Source organism: Mycobacterium rhizamassiliense (assembly GCF_900157375.1).
In the GTDB taxonomy this organism is placed as follows: domain Bacteria; phylum Actinomycetota; class Actinomycetes; order Mycobacteriales; family Mycobacteriaceae; genus Mycobacterium; species Mycobacterium rhizamassiliense.
The window spans coordinates 3,993,235-4,011,185 of sequence record NZ_LT721901.1 but is presented as its reverse complement, the minus strand read 5'-3'; the positions used below and the strand labels follow the sequence as shown (position 1 = coordinate 4,011,185).

Genomic DNA, 17,951 nt, shown 5'->3' with positions numbered 1-17,951 from the left:
CGACACATCATCTACTACGCATCCTTGGCGAGACGGTTAAACCATTTCGCCAAATACGGCGCAGTTCGGCTGTGTTTCGCACGTGCAACCTCATTCGGCGCGCCGGCCGCAACGACCCGACCACCGTCGTTGCCGGCTCCCGGCCCTAGGTCGATCACCCAGTCCGCGCCCGCGACCATCCGCATGTCGTGTTCGGCCACCACCACGGTATTGCCCGCGTCGACTAGGCGGTGCAGCTGACGATCGAGCAGATCCACGTCGGCGGGATGTAGCCCCGTGGTCGGCTCGTCGAGGACGTACAGGGTATGTCCACGGCGGGGTCTCTGGAGTTCGGAGGAGAGCTTGATCCGCTGCGCCTCGCCACCTGACAGCTCGGTCGCGGGCTGTCCGAGGCGGAGATATCCCAATCCGACCTCACGCAACGTGTTCAGGCTCCGCGCAGCCTTCGTTACGTCGGCAAGAAAGTCCGAGGCCTCATCGACGGTCATCGCGAGCACGTCGGCAATCGTGCGATCGCGGTATCGCACCTCGAGTGTCTCGTCGGAGTAACGCGCTCCTTGACACGTCGGGCAGGTGCCGTATGTGCCTGGCAGAAAAAGCAATTCGACCGAGACGAACCCCTCACCCTGACAGGTGGGGCAGCGGCCTTCGGATACGTTGAATGAGAACCTGCCCGCTGTCCAACCACGGCGACGGGCCTTCGGAGTCGCGGCGAATTCGTGGCGCACGGCGTCGAACAAACCGGTGTAGGTCGCCAGTGTCGAGCGCGGAGTGCGTCCGATCGGACGCTGGTCTACGGATACCAGCCGATTGATCTCCTCGACACCTTCTGCCGTCACGCCGACGCTCGCGTCGCGATCGAGATCGGCGATCTCGGTGTCGGTTTCGTCGTCATCGGATGCGGCCGGCTCGGCTGCGCGTCCCGTGCCGAGGTGGCTGTTCACGACATCGCCGAGGACCTTAACAACGAGCGTTGACTTGCCCGATCCGGACACCCCGGTGACGGCGGTGTACATACCAAGTGGCAGGTTCACGTCGAGGTCTCGCAAATTGTGGAAGCAGATCCCGCGCAGCCGCAGCTGCCCAGAAGGCGTCCGGGATTGACGGGGCAGCGGGCCGGCCCCGTCGAAAAGGTATCTGCGAGTGACGGATTCCCCGACGTCGGCGAGACCTGGCACTGGCCCGCTGTAGAGCACATTTCCGCCAAACTCTCCCGCCCCGGGTCCGACGTCGACGATCCAATCGGCACGGCGCACCACGTCCATGTCGTGCTCGACCACAAATAACGAATTGCCCGCGCGCCGCAGGCGATCAAGCACGTCGAGTAGCGGCTCGGCGTCGGCGGGGTGCAGTCCGGCCGACGGCTCGTCGAGCACGTAAAGCACGCCGAACAACCCGGCGCGCAGTTGGGTGGCCAGCCGCAACCGCTGCAATTCGCCGGGCGACACTGTCGGAGTGCGGCGACTAAGCGTCAGATACCCGAGCCCGAGATCGATGAGTACCTGCAGGCGTGCGACCAGGTCGGCGGCGATCATTGTCGCGACTTCCGTCAGCTCACCGGATTCTGTCGACTCGTACGCGGCGGCGGAATCGGTCCGAGAAGCCGTTGGGCGCAGGGTTTCCGCAAGGTCGGCCAATGGCATCCCCGCGTAGTCGGCGATGGTGCGCCCGGCAAACGTCACTTTGAGCGCCTCCGGCCGCAGCCCGGAACCATCGCATACGGGGCACTCGACGCTGTCGACGAATTGGAGCACCCGGCGACGCATCATCGCGCTGTGGGAGTTGGCCAGCGTGTGACGGACGTGGCGTTCGGCGCTGGAGAACGTTCCGTTGTAGTAATAGTCGGCCTGCACTGGGTGCTGGCTCGGATCGATTTCGACTGTTGGCTGCTCATCGGTGAACAGGATCCAATTACGCTGGCGCTTAGGAAGTTTCCGCCATGGCTTGTCGATGTCGTACCCCAGGGTGACCAGGATGTCGCGTAGGTTTTGGCCCTGCCATGCGCCCGGCCATGCGGCAACGGCACCTTCGCGGATGGTCAGCGACGGGTCTGGTACCAGCGTCTCTTCGGTCACCCGATGAAGCCGTCCCAGCCCGTGGCATTCGGGGCACGCCCCAACGGCGGTGTTCGGGGAGAACGCGTCGGAGTCCAGTCGTTCCGTAGCGCCCGGCGGGTAGGTTCCGGCGCGGGAGAACAACATCCTGAGCAGGTTCGACAGCGTGGTGACGGTGCCGACCGTCGACCGCGACGTCGCCGAACCGCGGCGCTGCTGCAACGCGACGGCGGGCGGTAGACCGGTGATGTCATCTACCTTTGGCGCGCCGGCTGGCAGTAGCAGGCGACGGGCGTATGGGGCGACCGATTCGAAGTAGCGGCGCTGGGCCTCGGCATAGATGGTCCCGAAGGCCAACGACGATTTGCCCGATCCGGAGATCCCGGTAAACGCGACCAGAGCGTCGCGCGGCGCTACGACGTCGACACCCCGCAGATTGTGGACCCGCGTCCCGTAAACGCGCACGCAAGAGTCGAGTTCGTCCGTGGACCGGTCAGACACTCCTGTCATCGTGCTCGAACGAGTACCCGTGCTGCAGCCGAGCAAGCATGATGTTTGCTGCCGGGCAGCGCGCCCACGGTGCCAATGAAAATCCCTCTCCGAGGGGAGCTTGCAGGAAAAAACTTGTGGCTTGCGGTTGACTGTCACTCGATCGCGGCGAGCGTCCGCGAAAGGCGACTGCGAGAGGGATGAGTATGCCTACCATCACCACGTCGGACGGTGTCGAGATTTTCTACAAGGACTGGGGCTCTGGCCAGCCGATCATTTTCAGCCATGGCTGGCCGCTGACGGCCGACGACTGGGACGCGCAGATGATGTTCTTCCTGCATCAGGGCTATCGGGTGATCGCTCACGACCGGCGTGGGCATGGCCGATCCGACCAGACTGGGAACGGCAACGACATTCAGCACTGGGTGGCCGACCTAGCTGCGTTGACCCAGCAGCTCGACCTGCACGAGGCCGTCCACATTGGGCACTCCACCGGCGGCGCCGAGGTGGCCAGCTATGTGGCGCGCCACCAGGAGCGGGTCGCCAAGGCGGTATTGGTGTCCTCCCCGACACCGAGCATGTTGCAGACCGAGAACAATCCGGGCGGGCAACCCCAGGAGTGGTTCGACGCGGTGCGGGCGGGTGTCTTGGGAAATAGATCGGAGTTCTTCCGCGCGGTGCCGGAGGGTCCTTTCTACGGATTCAACCGAGCGGGGGTGGAGCCGTCCGAGGCAATCATCGCGAACTGGTGGCGACAGGGCATGTCCGGCAGCGCCCAGGCGCACTATGAGACGGTGTTTTCCTGGCTGCAGGACTACACCGAGGATCTGCGCGCGATCACCGTTCCCGTCCTGGTGATGCACGGCGAGGACGATCAGATCGTTCCGTTCACCAGCGCGGTGCCGCGAGCGGTCGACCTACTGCAGAACGGCGCGTTGAAGACCTATGCCGGCTACCCTCACGGCATGCCGACAACGCACGCGGATGTCCTCAACCCCGATCTGCTGGCGTTCATCGCGACTTGACCGGCACCGTCAGACCAGGAATCCGGCGAAGTCGAAGACGGCGTAGGGCCAGTAGTACTCGCAGTGTTCTGTCATGTTGTGCCTCAACTGATTCCGCATTGGCGTCGGAGGCAGAATTGGACACGGCGGTAGGCTCGCGTCCGTGGTAGTGAGTGCCGGCCACGCTCGACTCCCTCATCTCGGGAGTGTCAAGGGTCAACCGAAGTAACTGTCAAACATCAGCCGAAACACTGTCAGGCATCACCCGACATAGATCCGTCAACAATCAACCGAGGTAAACACCTCTGAAGTGGGGCGGGCGGGGCTCGAACCCGCGACCAACGGATTATGAGTCCGCGGCTCTGACCGACTGAGCTACCGCCCCTGTGCTAGCTAGCTGCGGATATACCCGCCGGCTTCTCGTCGCGGCATTCGTATACCGCGTGCCCAAGCATGCGTTGCACGACATTGACCTTAGCGCCCGGGCTTACCGCCAGTGGGGCGGCGGCACAAGCTAACTTGGCGGGTTCTGAGTCTTGCCGGGATTCGGAAACGCCGGGTTGGTGTAGGCGGGCGACTCTGGCTCATCGCCGAGATTAGGACTCATTACTGGTGGCGGCCCGGACTCTGGCTGAGCCGGGGCCGTCGGGTGTGCCCGGTGTTCGGGCGGCGGTGGTGTGGGCACCAAATAGTTCTTCCACGCGCCCGGTGGGTTCGGTGCAGGGCCGATCGTGTTATCCGGCCAGCGCCATGAACAACCACCGCTGGCACCCCCGAAATCGCCTGCGGGAATGGTTACCCCGAAGCCCATAATGGATCCACCGATGGGAGCGTTGCCACCCGGGCCACCCATGTTCCATCCACCATATTCGCAGTGCCAGTGCGTGCTGTTCTCTTCAACAGGGAAATCGCAATAGTACGACGTGGCCCCGGCCTCGAAGTTACTCCCGCCAACACCGGGATAGTCGCACACGCCCGGGCCAGGAATGTTGCCGCCCGGCCCAGCCCAGGCCACGGGGCAACTGACAATTGCCCAGGGCGTAACCCCCAGTGCCACAAGTAATCCAATGCCTTTGCTCAACACTGTGAACGCGTTCTGGCGTCGGCAGTGGCAGCGCATGCCTCGAGATATTCCTGAGCCGTTATATGAGTCGTAAGCGTCTCCATTTGTCGCGATGAGTCTGCATCCTCGATATGTGCCTGAAGTTAAATCCCCAACTCGCCTCGAGCCCCAACTTAGTCCTGTTCACGTCGTGATATGTCATTTCGGCTGACTCCCGTTCTCGGCGATGCCGTGGTCGCCGGACGACGGACGAAGCCGAAAGATCCGGATCTGCCGATGCGCGCAGTTCTTGCGGTAGTTCTCGTATCCGGCGTAGACGTCGTTGGCCGTCGCCCAGGCCGCGGCGCGCTCGTCGCCCTCCAGCAGTTCGGCCCGGTACGGCCTCGGCGGGCCGTTGAGCTCGATGGTGCATTCGGGATGCGCGAGCAGGTTGGCGCTCCACCCCGGATGCTTCTCCTGGCCGTAGTTCGACCCGATCGCGAGCAGCCCGTCACCATCGTCGAGCAGCGCCAGCGGCTGCGAGCGGGGCTGACCCGACTTGGCGCCGGTGGTCGTGACAAGCCCGACCTTGTCGATCCCCATCGTGCTGAACCGACCCTTGGTCAGCGGGATCGCGATCTTGTCGAAGCGTGGCGCCAGATACTTTCCCAGCGTGGAGCCGACGCGGGTCATGGCCGCGCGCTCGAAGATGGCCTCGTCCCACCGGAGACGCCGACCGCGATAGGGGCTGAACCGTCGTAGCGACACGGCTAAAGCGTAGCCAGCGATCAACGGCGCTGGCGTCCGCGGGATATCGGCCTACGCTTTTTGGTATGCCATCGCGAAAGACGTACACCTCTTACAGCATCGCGTGCGCACTCGTGTGGGCTGCGATTCTGACCTGTGTCGCGGTGTGGTCCCCCGACCGCCTGCACACCTTCTTACTGCTCGCCGCCGGCTGGCTCATCGGCTGGACGTCGGCGACGATCGCCCGGTCGGTGTATCCGCCGCCGAGAGGGAAAATCCCAGCGGCCTAATGGTTTTCAGCCGTCGATGTGCGTCGGCGGATCGGCGAAGCCGAGATCTGCCGAGAACTGGCCGGGCCCCATCTGATTGCACTGCCTCTCGGGCACCAGCCAGGAACTGGCACCGTTGGGAATTAAGTGCGGGGCCGCCACACACCGTTGCCAGGTGCCGTCGGGCTGAATGGGCCCGTCGCACTTGCTGATGATGTTTCCGCCGTACACGCAGCCGGCGCTGGCCGGCGGCGCCGAGGTGATCTGCCCTCCGGCCATCAGCAGGGCAGCCAGCCCTCCGACGATGCAGCGTTTCATGGTCGCCTCCCATCACATCGTCGCTGGGGAGTGCCGAGTGCTTGAGATGGCAAACACCAGCCAGTACGCATGACGCTACCGCTTTTTGCTGCCTTTGAGACGTCCCGAATCTGCTGGCAATTACTTCCGCTATTCGGCCGGCTGGCGCGACGGCGCGCGCATGGCCTCGAGTCCGTCCGCGGCCGTGGCGGAAATCGTGGTCCGCACCATGTGCCGCGGCTCCCCCGCCGGCCAGGGTCGCCCGCGATGCATGGTCGCGCGGTTGTCCCACATCAACACGTCGCCCACGCGCCACGAGTGCAGATAGCGGGCTTCGGGCGGGGTCGCCACCTCCGTCAGCTCGGCAAGCAACGCCCGCGCCGCTTCGCGCTCCATGCCCTCGATCGCGAAAGCGTGCGAGGCCAAGTACACCGCCTTGCGGCCATTGACCGGGTTCTGCCACACCATGCGCCAGCATTGCGGCGGCAGCGCTGCCCGCTCCTCCGGACCCGCGAGGTCGGGCGCGATCTTCCCGCGCGAATACGCGTACTCGTGCCAGGCGAACGAATCTTCCAGCCGCCGTTGCAAAGTCACATCGAGGCTGTCGAAGGCGAGCCGGGTGGAGACGTACTCGGTCTCACCGCCCCTCTCGGGAATGACGCGCGACGACAGCACCGACGCGAGCGCCGGCACCTGCTTGAACGAACTGTCGGTGTGCCAGAGCTGATTCGCCTTGTTCTCCAACGCGAGCCGGTGATCGTCTGGCACGACGCTGCCCGCGTCGTCGAGGGTCTTGAGGATCACCAGGTTGGTGCCGGCACCCTCCGAACTCACCTTGGTGATCTCGAGCGGGCCGAAGCGGCGCGAGAAGGCAAGCTGCGCTTCGTCGGAGACGTCCTGGTCGCGGAAGACCAGAACCGAGTACTCCTCGAACGCCGCGCGCACCGACGCGTAGGCGCCGTCGTCCGCCGCAACGTCCTGGATGTTCACGCCGCGCAGTTCGGCCGCAAAACCCGGGCCTAACGGCACGATCTGCATCGGAGTGATTTCAGCTGAAGACGGTCTGGCCGTCGGCGTCGAGTAGGTAGGTCTCGGTACCTTCCGAAACCCGCGGGGCGTCGCCCTTCAGCGAGACCGCGACCTTGTTGCTGGCGTTGCGCATCACGTCGAGGGTGAGCTCGACGGCCTCAGCCTCGGAAAAACGGGCGCGCACCTCGGCGACAACGTCGGCGTCGAGGTGCGCCGGGGTCCAAATTAACCCATCTACGTATCTCAGCGCTGCTTTTGCGCGAACGTCAATTTGCGTCGATTCCTCGAAGCGCTCGATGTCGTCGTACAGCGTCTCGGATCCCCCGGCGTCGAGCGCCCTGCTCTCGCGCACCGATTTGCACAGCCGGCAGTTGTGCTGGGCCGCGCCGCGCAACCGCACCAGCTCGGACGTCACCGGGTCGAGCGCGCGCATCGCGCCGACGGCGGGCAGGAAGTCGTTGAACACCGAATCGGAGGGCTCGGTCGCGTGGTCCCACTCGATCGGTCCGCGCGTCCAACCCAGGTACTGCTCGCCGACACCGAGCGCTTCCAGCCCGGCACGCACCCGCGGCAACAGGTCGGCGAGGTACATCGCCACCACGACGCTAAAGATGTTGTCGCCCAGGGCTTTAAAGAGCCGGGACCGCTGGTCGTCGGTGATCGCGGAGACGTCGGTGCTGAATTGCTCGGCGAACTCGGCGACGACAGCCTCGGCATCAGACGCGGGCTCGCCGGCGTCAACCTCGACGGGCAGGGGCGGCAACGACAGCGTCTGCGCGCACACGCGCCGAACGAGGCTCACGAGCCGGGCATCACCGGGCGGCGACAAAGCCACCAACCGCGTCAGCAGGTCTTCTCGAACCGAAACTGGAGCCGCCATCCCAGATACGTTACGACTACTGCGCCTGACTCACCGAGGACATATGGAAATCCGGTATCCGCAGCGACGGCATCGCCGCCCGGGTGGCCCAGTCGCCCCACTCCCGGGGCAGCGTCTTCTCGCTGACGCCGGCCTCGGTGGCGCGCCGCAGCAGGTCCAGCGGGCTCTCGTTGAACCGGAAGTTGTTGACCGCCGCGGTGACCTCGCCGTCTTCGATCAGGTAGACGCCGTCACGGGTAAGCCCGGTGAGCAGCAGCGTGGTGGGGTCGACCTCGCGGATGTACCACAGCGTGGTCAGCAGCAGGCCGCGCTCGGTGCCCGCGATCAGGTCGGCCAGCTCGGCCGACCCGCCGGTCATCGCCACGTTGTCCGCGGCGACCGCGACGGGGGCGTCGAACTTCGCGGCGGTGGCCCGCGGATACGCCAGCGCGTTGACGACCCCGTCGCGAATCCAGTCGACCTGGCCGATCTCCATGCCGTTGTCGAACACCGACGCCGTCTCCGACGAACTGCTCACCGCGACGAACGGCGTGCACGCCAGACCGGGCGCCATCGGATCGGAGAACAGCGTGAGCGGCAGGTCCGTGAGCCGCTCCCCTATCCGGGTCCCGCCGCCCGGCGCGGAGAACGCGGTGCGGCCCTCCTGCGCGCCGCGGCCGGACATCGTCCAGGCCATGTAGATCATCATGTCGGCCACCGTCGACGGCGGCATGATCGTCTCGTAGCGCCCGGCCGGCAGGTCAACTTTCCGCTTGGCCCAGTCCAACCGCATCGACAGCTCGTCGAGCATCGAATCCGTTGGCACCTCCACGAAATCGGGCGTGCCGATCCCCGTCCAGGCGCTGGCGTCGCCGCGCTTGCCGTTGATCTCGACCGCCCCGGTGGGCTGGGTGAACCGGCGGCGCAGGCCCGTGGACGACGCCAGGAACGTCGTCGAAACACTATGGTGCGCAAAGCCATACAACTTGTCGCTGCCGCCGAACCCACGGCTGAGCGATTTGGCCACGTCGGCGAACACCTCGGGACCGGTGCCGGGCACCGGCGCATCCCAATCCGCGGGCACGCCGGTATCGGCCAGCAGCGGCGCCGCGTCGTTGGCCTCGGGCGCGGAGTGCGCCGCGTCCTGGGAGGCGGCCACCAGGCCGGACAGCACGCGTGGGTCGACCTCCGCCGAAACGACGGTGCCGATGAAGGCGCTAGCGCCCTTGCGCACCACCGAAATCACCGTGACGCTGCGGCTGTGCGAAAGCCCGTTGGTGGTCATCGAATTGCCGGCCCAGCGCAGCGTGGCCTCGACCCGATCGGTGACCAGCACCATGGTCTCGTCCGCGCGGCCGAGTTTGACGGCCTCGTCCAAGACGATGTTGACGACGTGTTGCGCGCTGATCATTCGCGGCCGCCCTCGCTGCGGGTGTTGAGCACGTTGACGCCCCGGAACAACGCGGACGGGCAGCCGTGGCTGACCGCCGCGACCTGCCCGGGCTGGGCCTTGCCGCAGTTGAACGCGCCGCCCATCCGCCACGTCGACGGCCCGCCGACGGCTTCCATGGAATTCCAGAAGTCCGTCGTGGTGGCCTGATACGCCACATCGCGCAGCTGGCCGTCGAGCCGTCCGTCGCGGATCCGGAAGAACCGCTGACCGGTGAACTGAAAGTTGTAGCGCTGCATGTCGATCGACCAGGATTTGTCGCCGACGATGTAGATGCCGTCCTGCACCCGGCCGATCAGATCGTCGGTCGTGATCTCCGAGGGGCTGGGCTGCAGCGACACGTTTGCCATCCGCTGGATCGGCACGTGATGCGGCGAGTCGGCGTAGGAGCAGCCGTTGGAGCGCTCCTGCCCGAGCCGCGGCGCGAACACCCGGTCGAGCTGATAGCCGACGAAGATCCCGTCGCGCACCAGGTCCCAGCTCTGCGATGCCACGCCTTCGTCGTCGTATCCGACGCTGGCCAAACCGAATTCGACGGTGCGGTCGGCGGTCACGTTCATGATCTCCGACCCGTAGCGCATGGTGCCCAGCTTGTCCGGGGTCACGAACGACGTCCCGGCATACGCGGCCTCGTAACCGATCGCGCGGTCGTATTCTGTTGCGTGACCGATGGATTCGTGGATGGTCAGCCACAGGTTGGTCGGGTCGATCACCAGGTCGGTCGGGCCCGCTGTCACACTGGGCGACTTCACCTTCTCGGCCAGCAGCGACGGCAGCTGCGCGAGCTCGTCGGTCCAGTTCCACACCTCGTCGCCGGCCAGCACTTCCCAGCCCCGGCCCATCGGCGGCACCAGCGTGCGCATCGAATCGAAGCTGCCCGCCGCGGCGTCGACGGTGACCGCCTCGAGCGACGGCATCAGCCGCACCCGCTGCTGGGTGATGGACGAGCCGAACGTGTCGGCGTAGAACGTCTGCTCCTTGACCGCCGTCAGGCCGGCCGAGACGTGGTCGACGCCGTCGGCGCTCAGCAGCCGCCCGGAGTACTCCTCCAGCACGGCGATCTTCTCGGTGCCGGGGATGTCAAACGGATCGATGCGGTAGTTCGACACCCACGTCGCGTCGGCGTACACCGGTTCGGCCGCCAGCTCGACGCGCTCGGTGTTCAACGCGGCCAGCGTGGCCGCGACATGCACCGCGCGGCGCGCCGTTTCGGCCGCGACTGCGGGCGCGAGCTCGGCGTGCGAAGCAAATCCCCAGGTGCCGTTGACGATCACCCGCACCGCCAGCCCGACCTCGCGGCTGACGACCGAGGTCTCCAGCTCACCGTCGCGCAGCGCGATGATCTCGGTGTTGAGCCGGTGAACGCGCAGGTCGGCGTAGCTGGCCCCGGCGGTCTTGGCCGCGGACAGCGCGGCGTCGGCCAACTCGTGGCGGGGCAGACTCAGGAAGTCGGCATCGATCCCCCGGTTCGGTGTCACGGCTACACCGTAACGACCAAGCACCCCAAACCGCCGCGTAGCCCGCTTTAATTAGCGTCATGGCCAGCGCCGCCCCGGGGAGACAGCCTCGACCCATCGCGCTGGGCTACGCCCTGTTGGCGCCCAGCCTGTTCGGCGTCGTCGCGTTCCTGCTGCTGCCCATCCTGGTCGTGCTGTGGCTCAGCCTGTATCGGTGGGACCTGCTGGGCCCGCTGCATTATGTCGGCCTGGCGAATTGGCGTTCGGTGCTGACAGACGCGGGGTTCGGCGAGTCGCTGCTCGTGACGGCGGTCTTCGTGGCGATCGTGGTGCCCGCACAAACCGTGCTCGGGCTGCTGGCCGCCACGATGCTGGCGCGGCTGCTGCCGGGCACCGGCTTTTTCCGCACCGTCTTTGTGCTGCCGTGGGTTTGCGCGCCGCTTGCGATCGCGGTGCTGTGGCGGTGGATCCTGGCGCCCACCGACGGCGTGGTGAGCACGTTGCTCGGGCACAGCATCGAATGGCTGTCGGATCCGAGCTTTGCGCTGCCGCTGGTCTCCGCCGTCGTGGTGTGGGCCAACGTCGGCTACGTCTCGCTGTCGTTCCTGGCCGGCCTGCTCGCGATTCCCAACGACATCCACAACGCCGCGCGCACCGACGGCGCGACGTCCTGGCAGCGGTTCTGGCGGATCACCCTGCCGATGCTGCGCCCGACGATGTTCTTCGTCCTGGTGACCGGGATCGTCAGCACCGCACAGGTTTTCGATACGGTGTACGCGTTGACCGGTGGCGGACCCGGGAACAGCACGGATCTGGTGGCGCATCGCATCTACGCCGAGGCGTTCGGTTCGGCGGCCATCGGCCGGGCCTCGGTGATGGCGGTGGTGCTGTTCGTCATCCTGATCGGCGTCACGATGGTTCAGCATCTGTACTTCCGACGGCGGATCACCTATGACCTCACCTAAGCGCCTGCCGACCGTGGCGATCTACATCGGCCTGGCCGCCGGTACGCTGATCACGTTGGCGCCGTTCGCACTTGGCCTGCTGACGTCGTTCACGTCCAGGCATCAGTTCGCGACGGGCTCGCCGCTGCAACTGCCGCGGCCCTTCACGCTGTCCAACTATGGCGACCTGGCCGGGGCCGGGTTCGGCCGCGCCGCGATGGTGACCGCGCTGATGACGGCGGTGATCCTGGTGGGTCAGCTGACGTTCTCGGTGCTTGCCGCCTACGCGTTCGCGCGCCTGGGATTCCCCGGACGCAACGCGTTGTTCTGGGTCTACATCGCGACGTTGATGGTGCCCGGGACCGTCACCGTGGTGCCGCTGTATTTGATGATGGCCCAGCTGGGTCTGCGCAACACGTTCTGGGCGCTGGTGCTGCCGTTCATGTTCGGCTCCCCGTATGCGATCTTCTTGCTGCGTGAGCACTTTCGGCTGATCCCCAACGACCTGATCAACGCCGCGCACCTGGACGGCGCCAATACTCTGGACGTAATCACGCATGTGGTGATTCCGTCGAGCCGCCCGGTGCTGGCGGCCCTGACGCTGATCACCGTCGTCACGCAGTGGAACAACTTCATGTGGCCGTTGGTCATCACCAGCGGCCACAAATGGCGGGTGCTGACGGTCGCGACGGCCGACCTGCAGACGCGGTACAACTCGCAGTGGACGCTGGTGATGGCGGCGACGACGCTGGCGATCGTGCCGCTGATCGCGCTGTTCATCGCATTCCAGCGGCACATCGTCGCGTCGATAGTCCTGACGGGAATCAAGTGAACCGGCCGCGGGTTTCGACACTGGCCGCCGGTGCGCTCGGGGCCGTCGTGGTGCTGCTGGCCGTCATCGCCGGGCTGTTGAACTACTCAGGGGAGCCACACGGCAACAAGATCGTCGTGCGCGTGCGGCTGTGGGCCGCGCCCATCGCCGCGGCGTATGAGGAGTCGTTCAGGGCGTTCAACCGCACCCACCCGAACATCGAGGTGCGCACCGACATGGTCGCGTACACGAACTACTTCCAGACCCTGCGCACCGATGTCGCCGGCGATAGCGCCGACGACATCTTCTGGGTGTCCAACGCCTATCTGGCCGCCTACGCCGACAACGGCCGATTACTCAGCATTGACCCGCATGCGGCCGGGGACTGGGAACCCGACGTGGTCGACCAGTTCACCCGTCATGGAAAGCTCTGGGGCGTACCACAACTGACCGACGGCGGCATCGCGCTGTACTACAACGCGGACCTGCTCAAGGCCGCCGGCATCGCGCCCGATCGGCTGAACAGCCTGGTGTGGAGTCCCAACGCCGACGACACGCTGCGCCCGCTGCTAGCGCAGCTGACCGTCGACGCCGCCGGAAACAAAGCGGGGACAACGGGATTCGACCCGCTGCGGGTGCGGCAGTGGGCATACAACGCTGCCAACGACCCGCAGGGCATCTACCTCAACTACGTCGGCTCGGCCGGCGGGGTGTTCCAGCACGGCGACAGCTTCGCGTTCGACAACCCCGGGGCCATCGAGGCATTCCACTACCTGGTCGGCCTGATCAACAACGACCACGTCGCCCCGCCGGCGTCGGACACCAACGACAACGGCGACTTCTCCCTCAACCAATTCCTCGCCGGCCGGATGGCCCTCTTCCAGTCCGGCACCTACAGCCTGTCGCAGATCGCGCGCAACGCCGGCTTCCGCTGGGGCATCGCGATGATGCCGATCGGCCCGGCGGGCCGCATCAGCGTCACTAACGGCATTGCCGCGGCGGGTAATTCGGCTACCAAGCATCCCGACGCCGTGCGTCAGGTGCTGGCCTGGATGGGCAGCAACGAGGGCAACGCGTATGTCGGCCGCGACGGGGCGGCGATCCCCGCGGTGCGGTCGGCCCAGCAGGTCTACTTCACGTATTGGTCCGAGCACGGCGTCGACGTCACGCCCTTCTTCGCCGTGCTGGACGGCCCGCGCATCCCGGCGCCCGGCGGCGCGGGGTTCGCGGCCGGAAACACCGCGCTGCAAACCTATTTCGACGACATGTTCCTGGGCCGCGGCGACGTCGCCACCACGCTGCGTCAGGCCCAGGCGGCGGCCAACGCCGCCGCCCATCAGTAGGGCTAGGCGGCGTCGACGTTGTTGAGCGCGCTGTGGTGGCGGCCCCAGACGAAGTAGAAGATCAGCGCCAACGACACCCAGCCGCTGAACGCGATCCACGTGTACCAGTGCAGGCTGGCCAGGATGTACCCGCACGCCAGGACCGAAAGCACCGGCGTCACCGGATAACCCGGCACCTTGAACCCGCGCGGCAGGTCGGGCTCGCGCACCCGCAGGATGATCACCCCGACGGCGACGACGATGAACGCGGTCAGCGTGCCGATGGACACCATGTCCGCGAGGCTGTCGAGCGGGATGAAGCCGGCCAGCGTCCCCGCGGCGATAGCGACGATCACCGTGTTGGTCACCGGCGTCATGGTGCGCGGGCTCACCCTCGAGAAGCGCGACGACAGCAGCCCGTCGCGGCCCATGGTGAACAGGATGCGGGTCTGGCCGTACATCGTGACCAGCGTGACCGTGAAGATCGAGATCACCGCGCCCGCACACAGGATGGTGCTGGCCCAGCTGCCATGCGTGACATTGCTGAGGATGGTGGCCAGCCCGGCGTCCTCCTGCCCGGCGAACGCCTGCCATGGTTGCGTGCCCAGCGCCGCGAGCGCGACGAGCACGTAGACGGCGGTGACGACCATCAGCGCGGCAATCAGCGCGCGCGGCATGGTCTTCTGCGGGTCCTTCACCTCGTCGCCGGCGGTCGACACCGCGTCCAGGCCGATGAACGAGAAGAAGATGGTGCCCGCCGCCGAGCCGATGCCCGCAACGCCGAACGGGGCAAAGTCCTTGAACTGGTGGGCGTCGAACGCCGTCAGCGCGATGATCACGAACATGGCCAGCACGCCGAGCTTGATCAGCACCATGATGGCGTTGACCTTCGCCGATTCGCTGGCGCCCCGCGTGAGCAGCAGCGCACACATCACGATCAGGACGATCGCGGGCAGATTCACGTAGCCCGGGTTCGTATCCCACGGCGCCGCCGACAGGGCATGCGGAAGCTGGAAGCCGAGCAAGTTCGTCAGCAGCTGGTTGACGTAGCCGCTCCAACCGACCGCGACCGCGGCCGTGGCCACTCCGTATTCGAGCAGCAGGCACGCGGCCACCCCCATGGCGACGACCTCCCCCAGGGTCGCGTACGCGTACGAGTACGACGACCCGGAAACCGGGACGGCCGAGGCCAATTCGGCGTAGCAGATGGCGGCCAGCCCCGCCGCGATGCCGGCGATGATGAAGGAGACGATGACGCCGGGCCCGGCTTCGGGGACGGCCTGCGACAGCACGAAGAAGATCCCGGTGCCGACCGTCGACCCGACCCCCAGCATCGTCAGCTCGAATGCGCCGATGCCGCGTTTGAGCCCGTCCTCGGCGCCGTACGCCATGGGCGCGCCGATCACCGGGCGGCGCCGCAGCATTTGCTGTATCAGGCTGATCGAAGTGGCCGGCAATAGCGTCCCCTATCTGGATCAGCTGATTATGCGGCCTCTCGCAACGCTACGGCGAACTGATCCACGGCCCAGTCGATTTCTTGCTGGGTGATAACCAGCGGCGGCGCGAACCGCAGCGTCGAGCCGTGGGTGTCTTTGACCAGCACACCGCGCTCGGCCAGGCGCTGGCTCATCTGCTTGCCAGTCGCGAGCGTCGGGTCGATGTCCACGCCGGCCCACAGGCCGAAGCCGCGGACCGCCACCACGCCGTCGCCGATCAGGCCGCGCAGCCGGCGGTGCAGGTGAGCGCCCAATTCGGCTGAGCGCTGCTGGAATTCGCCGCGCGCCAGCATCGAGACCACCGTGGTGCCGATTGCCGCGGCGAACGGGTTGCCGCCGAACGTCGACCCGTGCTCGCCGGGGTGCAGCACGCCGAGGATGTCGCGGTCGGCGACCACCGCCGACAGCGGAATCACGCCGCCGCCCAGCGCCTTGCCCAGCAGGTACACGTCCGGCACGACGTCCCAGCGGTCGCACGCGAACGTGTGGCCGGTGCGGGCCAGGCCCGACTGGATCTCGTCGGCGATCATCAGCACGTTGCGCTCGCTGCACAGCGCGCGGACCGTCGGCAGGTAGTCGTCGGGCGGGACCATGATGCCGGCCTCGCCCTGGATCGGCTCGAGCAGCACCGCGACGGTGTCGTCGTCGATCGCCTGCGCCAGCGCGGCGGCATCACCGAACGGCACCGAGCGGAATCCCGGGGTGAACGGGCCGAAGCCGCCCCGCGCCGCCGGGTCGGACGAGAAGCTGACGATGCTGATCGTGCGGCCGTGAAAGTTGTTGTCGGCCACGATGATGTTGGCGCGGCCCTCGGGCACGCCCTTGACGTCGGCGCCCCACTTGCGCGCGATCTTCAGGCCGCTTTCCACCGCCTCGGCGCCCGAATTCATCGGCAGCACCATGTCTTTGCCGCACAGCTGGGCCAGCGCGGCACAGAACGTTCCGAGGTTGTCCGAGTGGAACGCGCGGCTGACCAGCGTGACGGTGTCGAGCTGGGCGTGGGCGGTGGCGGTGATTTCGGGATTGCAGTGCCCGAAGTTCACGGCCGAGTACGCGGCCAGACAATCCAGGTAACGCCGGCCTTCGACGTCGGTGATCCAGGCGCCTTCGGCGCTGGCGGCCACCACCGGAAGCGGCGAATAGTTATGCGCCGCATACCGTTCGACCAACTCTATCGCGGCATCGGTTCCGCTCGCGGCCGTCCGGGCGTCGAGAATTGTCATACAAACACCTCCAATGTGCAGCACTTAACAGAACCGCCGCCCTTGAGCAGCTCGGATAGATCTACGCCAACCGGCTCGAAGCCCGCTTCACGCAGCTGGGCCGCGAAACCCGTTGCTGCAGAAGGAAGCACGACGTGCAGCCCGTCAGACACCACGTTGAGACCCAGTACGTACGCGTCCGCGCTCCCCACCACGATAGCGTCCGGAAAGAGCCCGTGCAGCTGCTCCTGAGCCGCCTCGCTGAATGCCGGAGGGTAGAACGCGATGGTGTCGTCGTCAAGCACGGCCAGCGCCGTATCGAGGTGGTAGAAACGGGGATCCACCAGTTCGAGGGAGACCACCGGCATGCGCAGGGCCGCGGAGATTTCCGGGTGCGCGCGCAGGTCGGTGCGGAACCCGTAGCCGGCTAACACCTTTTCGCCGACCATCAACAGGTCGCCCTGCCCCTCGTTGATGTGACGCGTCGACACCGGCCGATAGCCCGCCGACGCCATCCAGTCGCCGTAGGCCTGCGTCTCGCCGGCCCGTTCCGGGTAGCGGAAGCGCGCCACGACGGCGACATCGTGGGTGACGAAGCCACCGTTGGCGGCGTAGACCATGTCGGGCAGTCCGGGCACCGGCTCGACCAGGTCCACCCGGTGGCCCAGTTTCAGGTAGGTGTGACGCAGGTTCTCCCACTGCGCCAGCGCGACCTGCACGTCCACCGGCTTGCTGACGTCCATCCACGGGTTGATCGCGTATTCGACCGCGAAATAGGTCGGCGGGGTCATGGCGTATCGACGCGTGCGGGCGGCCCTGGGGCGTCGCGGCGCCCCGGCGTTTTGCCATGCCGCGGGCGTCGGCGCTACGACCGGCGCCGGCTCGGCAACATAGTAATCCGTCATAGATCCATCATATTTGGCGCATTTTTCACAATCAAACGACGATCATTGCGTGTCCACGAATGATTTATTGCGCTAGGGTGATGCTGACGGCGATTTATTGTGCGACTAGAAGCGGAGGGCGATGGACCGCCTGGACGAGACCGACGAGCGCATCCTCAACGAGCTGACCGAGCATGCCCGCGCCACGTTCGCCGAGATCGGCGAGAAGGTGAGTCTCTCGGCGCCGGCGGTGAAACGTCGCGTGGACCGCATGCTCGACAACGGCGTGATCCGGGGTTTCACCACCGTGGTCGACCGCAGCGCGCTCGGCTGGAACACCGAGGCCTACGTGCAGGTGTACTGCCACGGCACGATCGCGCCCGATCAGCTGCGGGCGGCGTGGGCAGACATGCCCGAGGTGGTCAGCGCGGCGACCGTCACCGGGACGTCGGACGCGATCCTGCATGTTCTCGCCCGCGACATGCGCCACCTCGAGTCGGCCCTGGAACGCATCCGGTCGAGCGCCGACATCGAGCGCAGCGAGAGCATCGTGGTGCTGTCCAACCTGATCGACCGGATGCGCTCGTAGCGCGTG

16 protein-coding genes and 1 tRNA gene are annotated in these 17,951 nt (G+C 66.4%); 6 read left to right on the top strand and 11 right to left on the bottom strand.

What is annotated here, in order from left to right:
* Positions 1 to 14 precede the first annotated feature (14 nt).
* The gene (locus tag MRAB57_RS19370) at positions 15 to 2,564 is read right to left on the bottom strand and encodes an excinuclease ABC subunit UvrA (protein ID WP_077088779.1); all 2,550 of its coding nucleotides are present in this window, start codon (positions 2,562 to 2,564) and stop codon (positions 15 to 17) included.
* A 185-nt stretch (positions 2,565 to 2,749) separates the two neighbouring features.
* Between MRAB57_RS19370 and MRAB57_RS19365 the strand changes: the two genes are divergently transcribed.
* On the top strand, positions 2,750 to 3,568 hold the full coding sequence (locus MRAB57_RS19365; protein WP_077090701.1) for an alpha/beta fold hydrolase: 819 nt from the start codon (positions 2,750 to 2,752) through the stop codon (positions 3,566 to 3,568).
* 290 nt (positions 3,569 to 3,858) lie between these two features.
* On the opposite strand, the gene MRAB57_RS19360 is transcribed toward MRAB57_RS19365, so the two are convergent.
* Positions 3,859 to 3,932 (bottom strand) — tRNA-Ile (locus MRAB57_RS19360).
* 876 nt (positions 3,933 to 4,808) lie between these two features.
* On the bottom strand, positions 4,809 to 5,357 hold the full coding sequence (locus MRAB57_RS19355) for a nitroreductase family deazaflavin-dependent oxidoreductase (RefSeq protein ID WP_173813946.1): 549 nt from the start codon (positions 5,355 to 5,357) through the stop codon (positions 4,809 to 4,811).
* Between the two features lie 65 nt (positions 5,358 to 5,422).
* Here MRAB57_RS19355 and MRAB57_RS19350 point away from each other — a divergent pair, with 65 nt between their 5' ends.
* The gene (locus MRAB57_RS19350; RefSeq protein WP_077088778.1) at positions 5,423 to 5,626 is read left to right on the top strand and encodes a hypothetical protein; all 204 of its coding nucleotides are present in this window, start codon (positions 5,423 to 5,425) and stop codon (positions 5,624 to 5,626) included.
* Between the two features lie 6 nt (positions 5,627 to 5,632).
* Here the strand turns inward: MRAB57_RS19350 and MRAB57_RS19345 are convergent, their stop codons facing one another.
* From MRAB57_RS19345 to MRAB57_RS19325, 5 genes are all read right to left on the bottom strand, one after another.
* The gene (locus MRAB57_RS19345; protein WP_077088777.1) at positions 5,633 to 5,923 is read right to left on the bottom strand and encodes a CDGP domain-containing protein; all 291 of its coding nucleotides are present in this window, start codon (positions 5,921 to 5,923) and stop codon (positions 5,633 to 5,635) included.
* Positions 5,924 to 6,052: 129 nt separating this feature from the next.
* Entirely contained in the window at positions 6,053 to 6,940 is an 888-nt protein-coding gene (locus MRAB57_RS19340; protein ID WP_077088776.1) for a TauD/TfdA dioxygenase family protein, read from the bottom strand.
* 10 nt (positions 6,941 to 6,950) lie between these two features.
* A complete protein-coding gene (locus tag MRAB57_RS19335) occupies positions 6,951 to 7,811 on the bottom strand; it encodes a carboxymuconolactone decarboxylase family protein (RefSeq protein WP_077088775.1) in 861 nt (286 codons plus the stop codon).
* A 16-nt stretch (positions 7,812 to 7,827) separates the two neighbouring features.
* Entirely contained in the window at positions 7,828 to 9,201 is a 1,374-nt protein-coding gene (locus MRAB57_RS19330; RefSeq protein WP_077088774.1) for a metallopeptidase TldD-related protein, read from the bottom strand.
* Positions 9,198 to 10,718 (bottom strand): TldD/PmbA family protein, encoded by a 1,521-nt coding sequence (locus MRAB57_RS19325; protein ID WP_077088773.1) that lies wholly within the window; start codon positions 10,716 to 10,718, stop codon positions 9,198 to 9,200. Before MRAB57_RS19325 ends, MRAB57_RS19330 begins: the two co-directional genes overlap by 4 nt.
* Before the next feature lie 59 nt (positions 10,719 to 10,777).
* On the opposite strand from MRAB57_RS19325, the gene MRAB57_RS19320 reads away from it, so the two are divergent.
* From MRAB57_RS19320 to MRAB57_RS19310, 3 genes are read left to right on the top strand one after another with little or no spacing between them, the layout of a single operon-like run.
* Entirely contained in the window at positions 10,778 to 11,662 is an 885-nt protein-coding gene (locus tag MRAB57_RS19320) for a carbohydrate ABC transporter permease (RefSeq protein WP_077088772.1), read from the top strand.
* Positions 11,649 to 12,473 (top strand): carbohydrate ABC transporter permease, encoded by an 825-nt coding sequence (locus MRAB57_RS19315; protein WP_077088771.1) that lies wholly within the window; start codon positions 11,649 to 11,651, stop codon positions 12,471 to 12,473. Before MRAB57_RS19320 ends, MRAB57_RS19315 begins: the two co-directional genes overlap by 14 nt.
* On the top strand, positions 12,470 to 13,795 hold the full coding sequence (locus tag MRAB57_RS19310) for an ABC transporter substrate-binding protein (protein WP_077088770.1): 1,326 nt from the start codon (positions 12,470 to 12,472) through the stop codon (positions 13,793 to 13,795). Before MRAB57_RS19315 ends, MRAB57_RS19310 begins: the two co-directional genes overlap by 4 nt.
* A gap of 2 nt (positions 13,796 to 13,797) precedes the next feature.
* Here MRAB57_RS19310 and MRAB57_RS19305 read toward each other — a convergent pair whose 3' ends face one another.
* The 3 genes from MRAB57_RS19305 to ddaH are packed head-to-tail and all read right to left on the bottom strand — an operon-like array spanning position 13,798 to position 17,377.
* Positions 13,798 to 15,231 carry an APC family permease gene (locus MRAB57_RS19305; protein ID WP_077088769.1) on the bottom strand — a complete coding sequence of 478 codons (1,434 nt, stop codon included), beginning with the start codon at positions 15,229 to 15,231 and terminating at the stop codon, positions 13,798 to 13,800.
* Between the two features lie 26 nt (positions 15,232 to 15,257).
* Positions 15,258 to 16,493: an ornithine--oxo-acid transaminase gene (gene rocD / locus MRAB57_RS19300; RefSeq protein ID WP_077088768.1), complete on the bottom strand. Its 1,236-nt coding sequence runs from the start codon at positions 16,491 to 16,493 to the stop codon at positions 15,258 to 15,260.
* Positions 16,490 to 17,377, bottom strand: coding sequence for a dimethylargininase (gene ddaH, locus MRAB57_RS19295; RefSeq protein WP_077088767.1), 888 nt, complete (start codon positions 17,375 to 17,377; stop codon positions 16,490 to 16,492). Before ddaH ends, rocD begins: the two co-directional genes overlap by 4 nt.
* A gap of 121 nt (positions 17,378 to 17,498) precedes the next feature.
* Here ddaH and MRAB57_RS19290 point away from each other — a divergent pair, with 121 nt between their 5' ends.
* Positions 17,499 to 17,945 (top strand): Rv2324 family transcriptional regulator, encoded by a 447-nt coding sequence (locus MRAB57_RS19290; RefSeq protein WP_077088766.1) that lies wholly within the window; start codon positions 17,499 to 17,501, stop codon positions 17,943 to 17,945.
* Positions 17,946 to 17,951 lie beyond the last annotated feature (6 nt).

Coding starts and splice junctions, on each gene's coding strand:
- MRAB57_RS19290 (WP_077088766.1), top strand. CDS start 17,499: ATGGACCGCCTGGACGAGACCGACGAGCGCATCCTCAACGAGCTGACC.
- ddaH (WP_077088767.1), bottom strand. CDS start 17,377: ATGACGGATTACTATGTTGCCGAGCCGGCGCCGGTCGTAGCGCCGACG.
- MRAB57_RS19365 (WP_077090701.1), top strand. CDS start 2,750: ATGCCTACCATCACCACGTCGGACGGTGTCGAGATTTTCTACAAGGAC.
- MRAB57_RS19335 (WP_077088775.1), bottom strand. CDS start 7,811: ATGGCGGCTCCAGTTTCGGTTCGAGAAGACCTGCTGACGCGGTTGGTG.
- MRAB57_RS19345 (WP_077088777.1), bottom strand. CDS start 5,923: ATGAAACGCTGCATCGTCGGAGGGCTGGCTGCCCTGCTGATGGCCGGA.
- rocD (WP_077088768.1), bottom strand. CDS start 16,493: ATGACAATTCTCGACGCCCGGACGGCCGCGAGCGGAACCGATGCCGCG.
- MRAB57_RS19350 (WP_077088778.1), top strand. CDS start 5,423: ATGCCATCGCGAAAGACGTACACCTCTTACAGCATCGCGTGCGCACTC.
- MRAB57_RS19370 (WP_077088779.1), bottom strand. CDS start 2,564: ATGACAGGAGTGTCTGACCGGTCCACGGACGAACTCGACTCTTGCGTG.
- MRAB57_RS19340 (WP_077088776.1), bottom strand. CDS start 6,940: ATGCAGATCGTGCCGTTAGGCCCGGGTTTTGCGGCCGAACTGCGCGGC.
- MRAB57_RS19320 (WP_077088772.1), top strand. CDS start 10,778: ATGGCCAGCGCCGCCCCGGGGAGACAGCCTCGACCCATCGCGCTGGGC.
- MRAB57_RS19315 (WP_077088771.1), top strand. CDS start 11,649: ATGACCTCACCTAAGCGCCTGCCGACCGTGGCGATCTACATCGGCCTG.
- MRAB57_RS19330 (WP_077088774.1), bottom strand. CDS start 9,201: ATGATCAGCGCGCAACACGTCGTCAACATCGTCTTGGACGAGGCCGTC.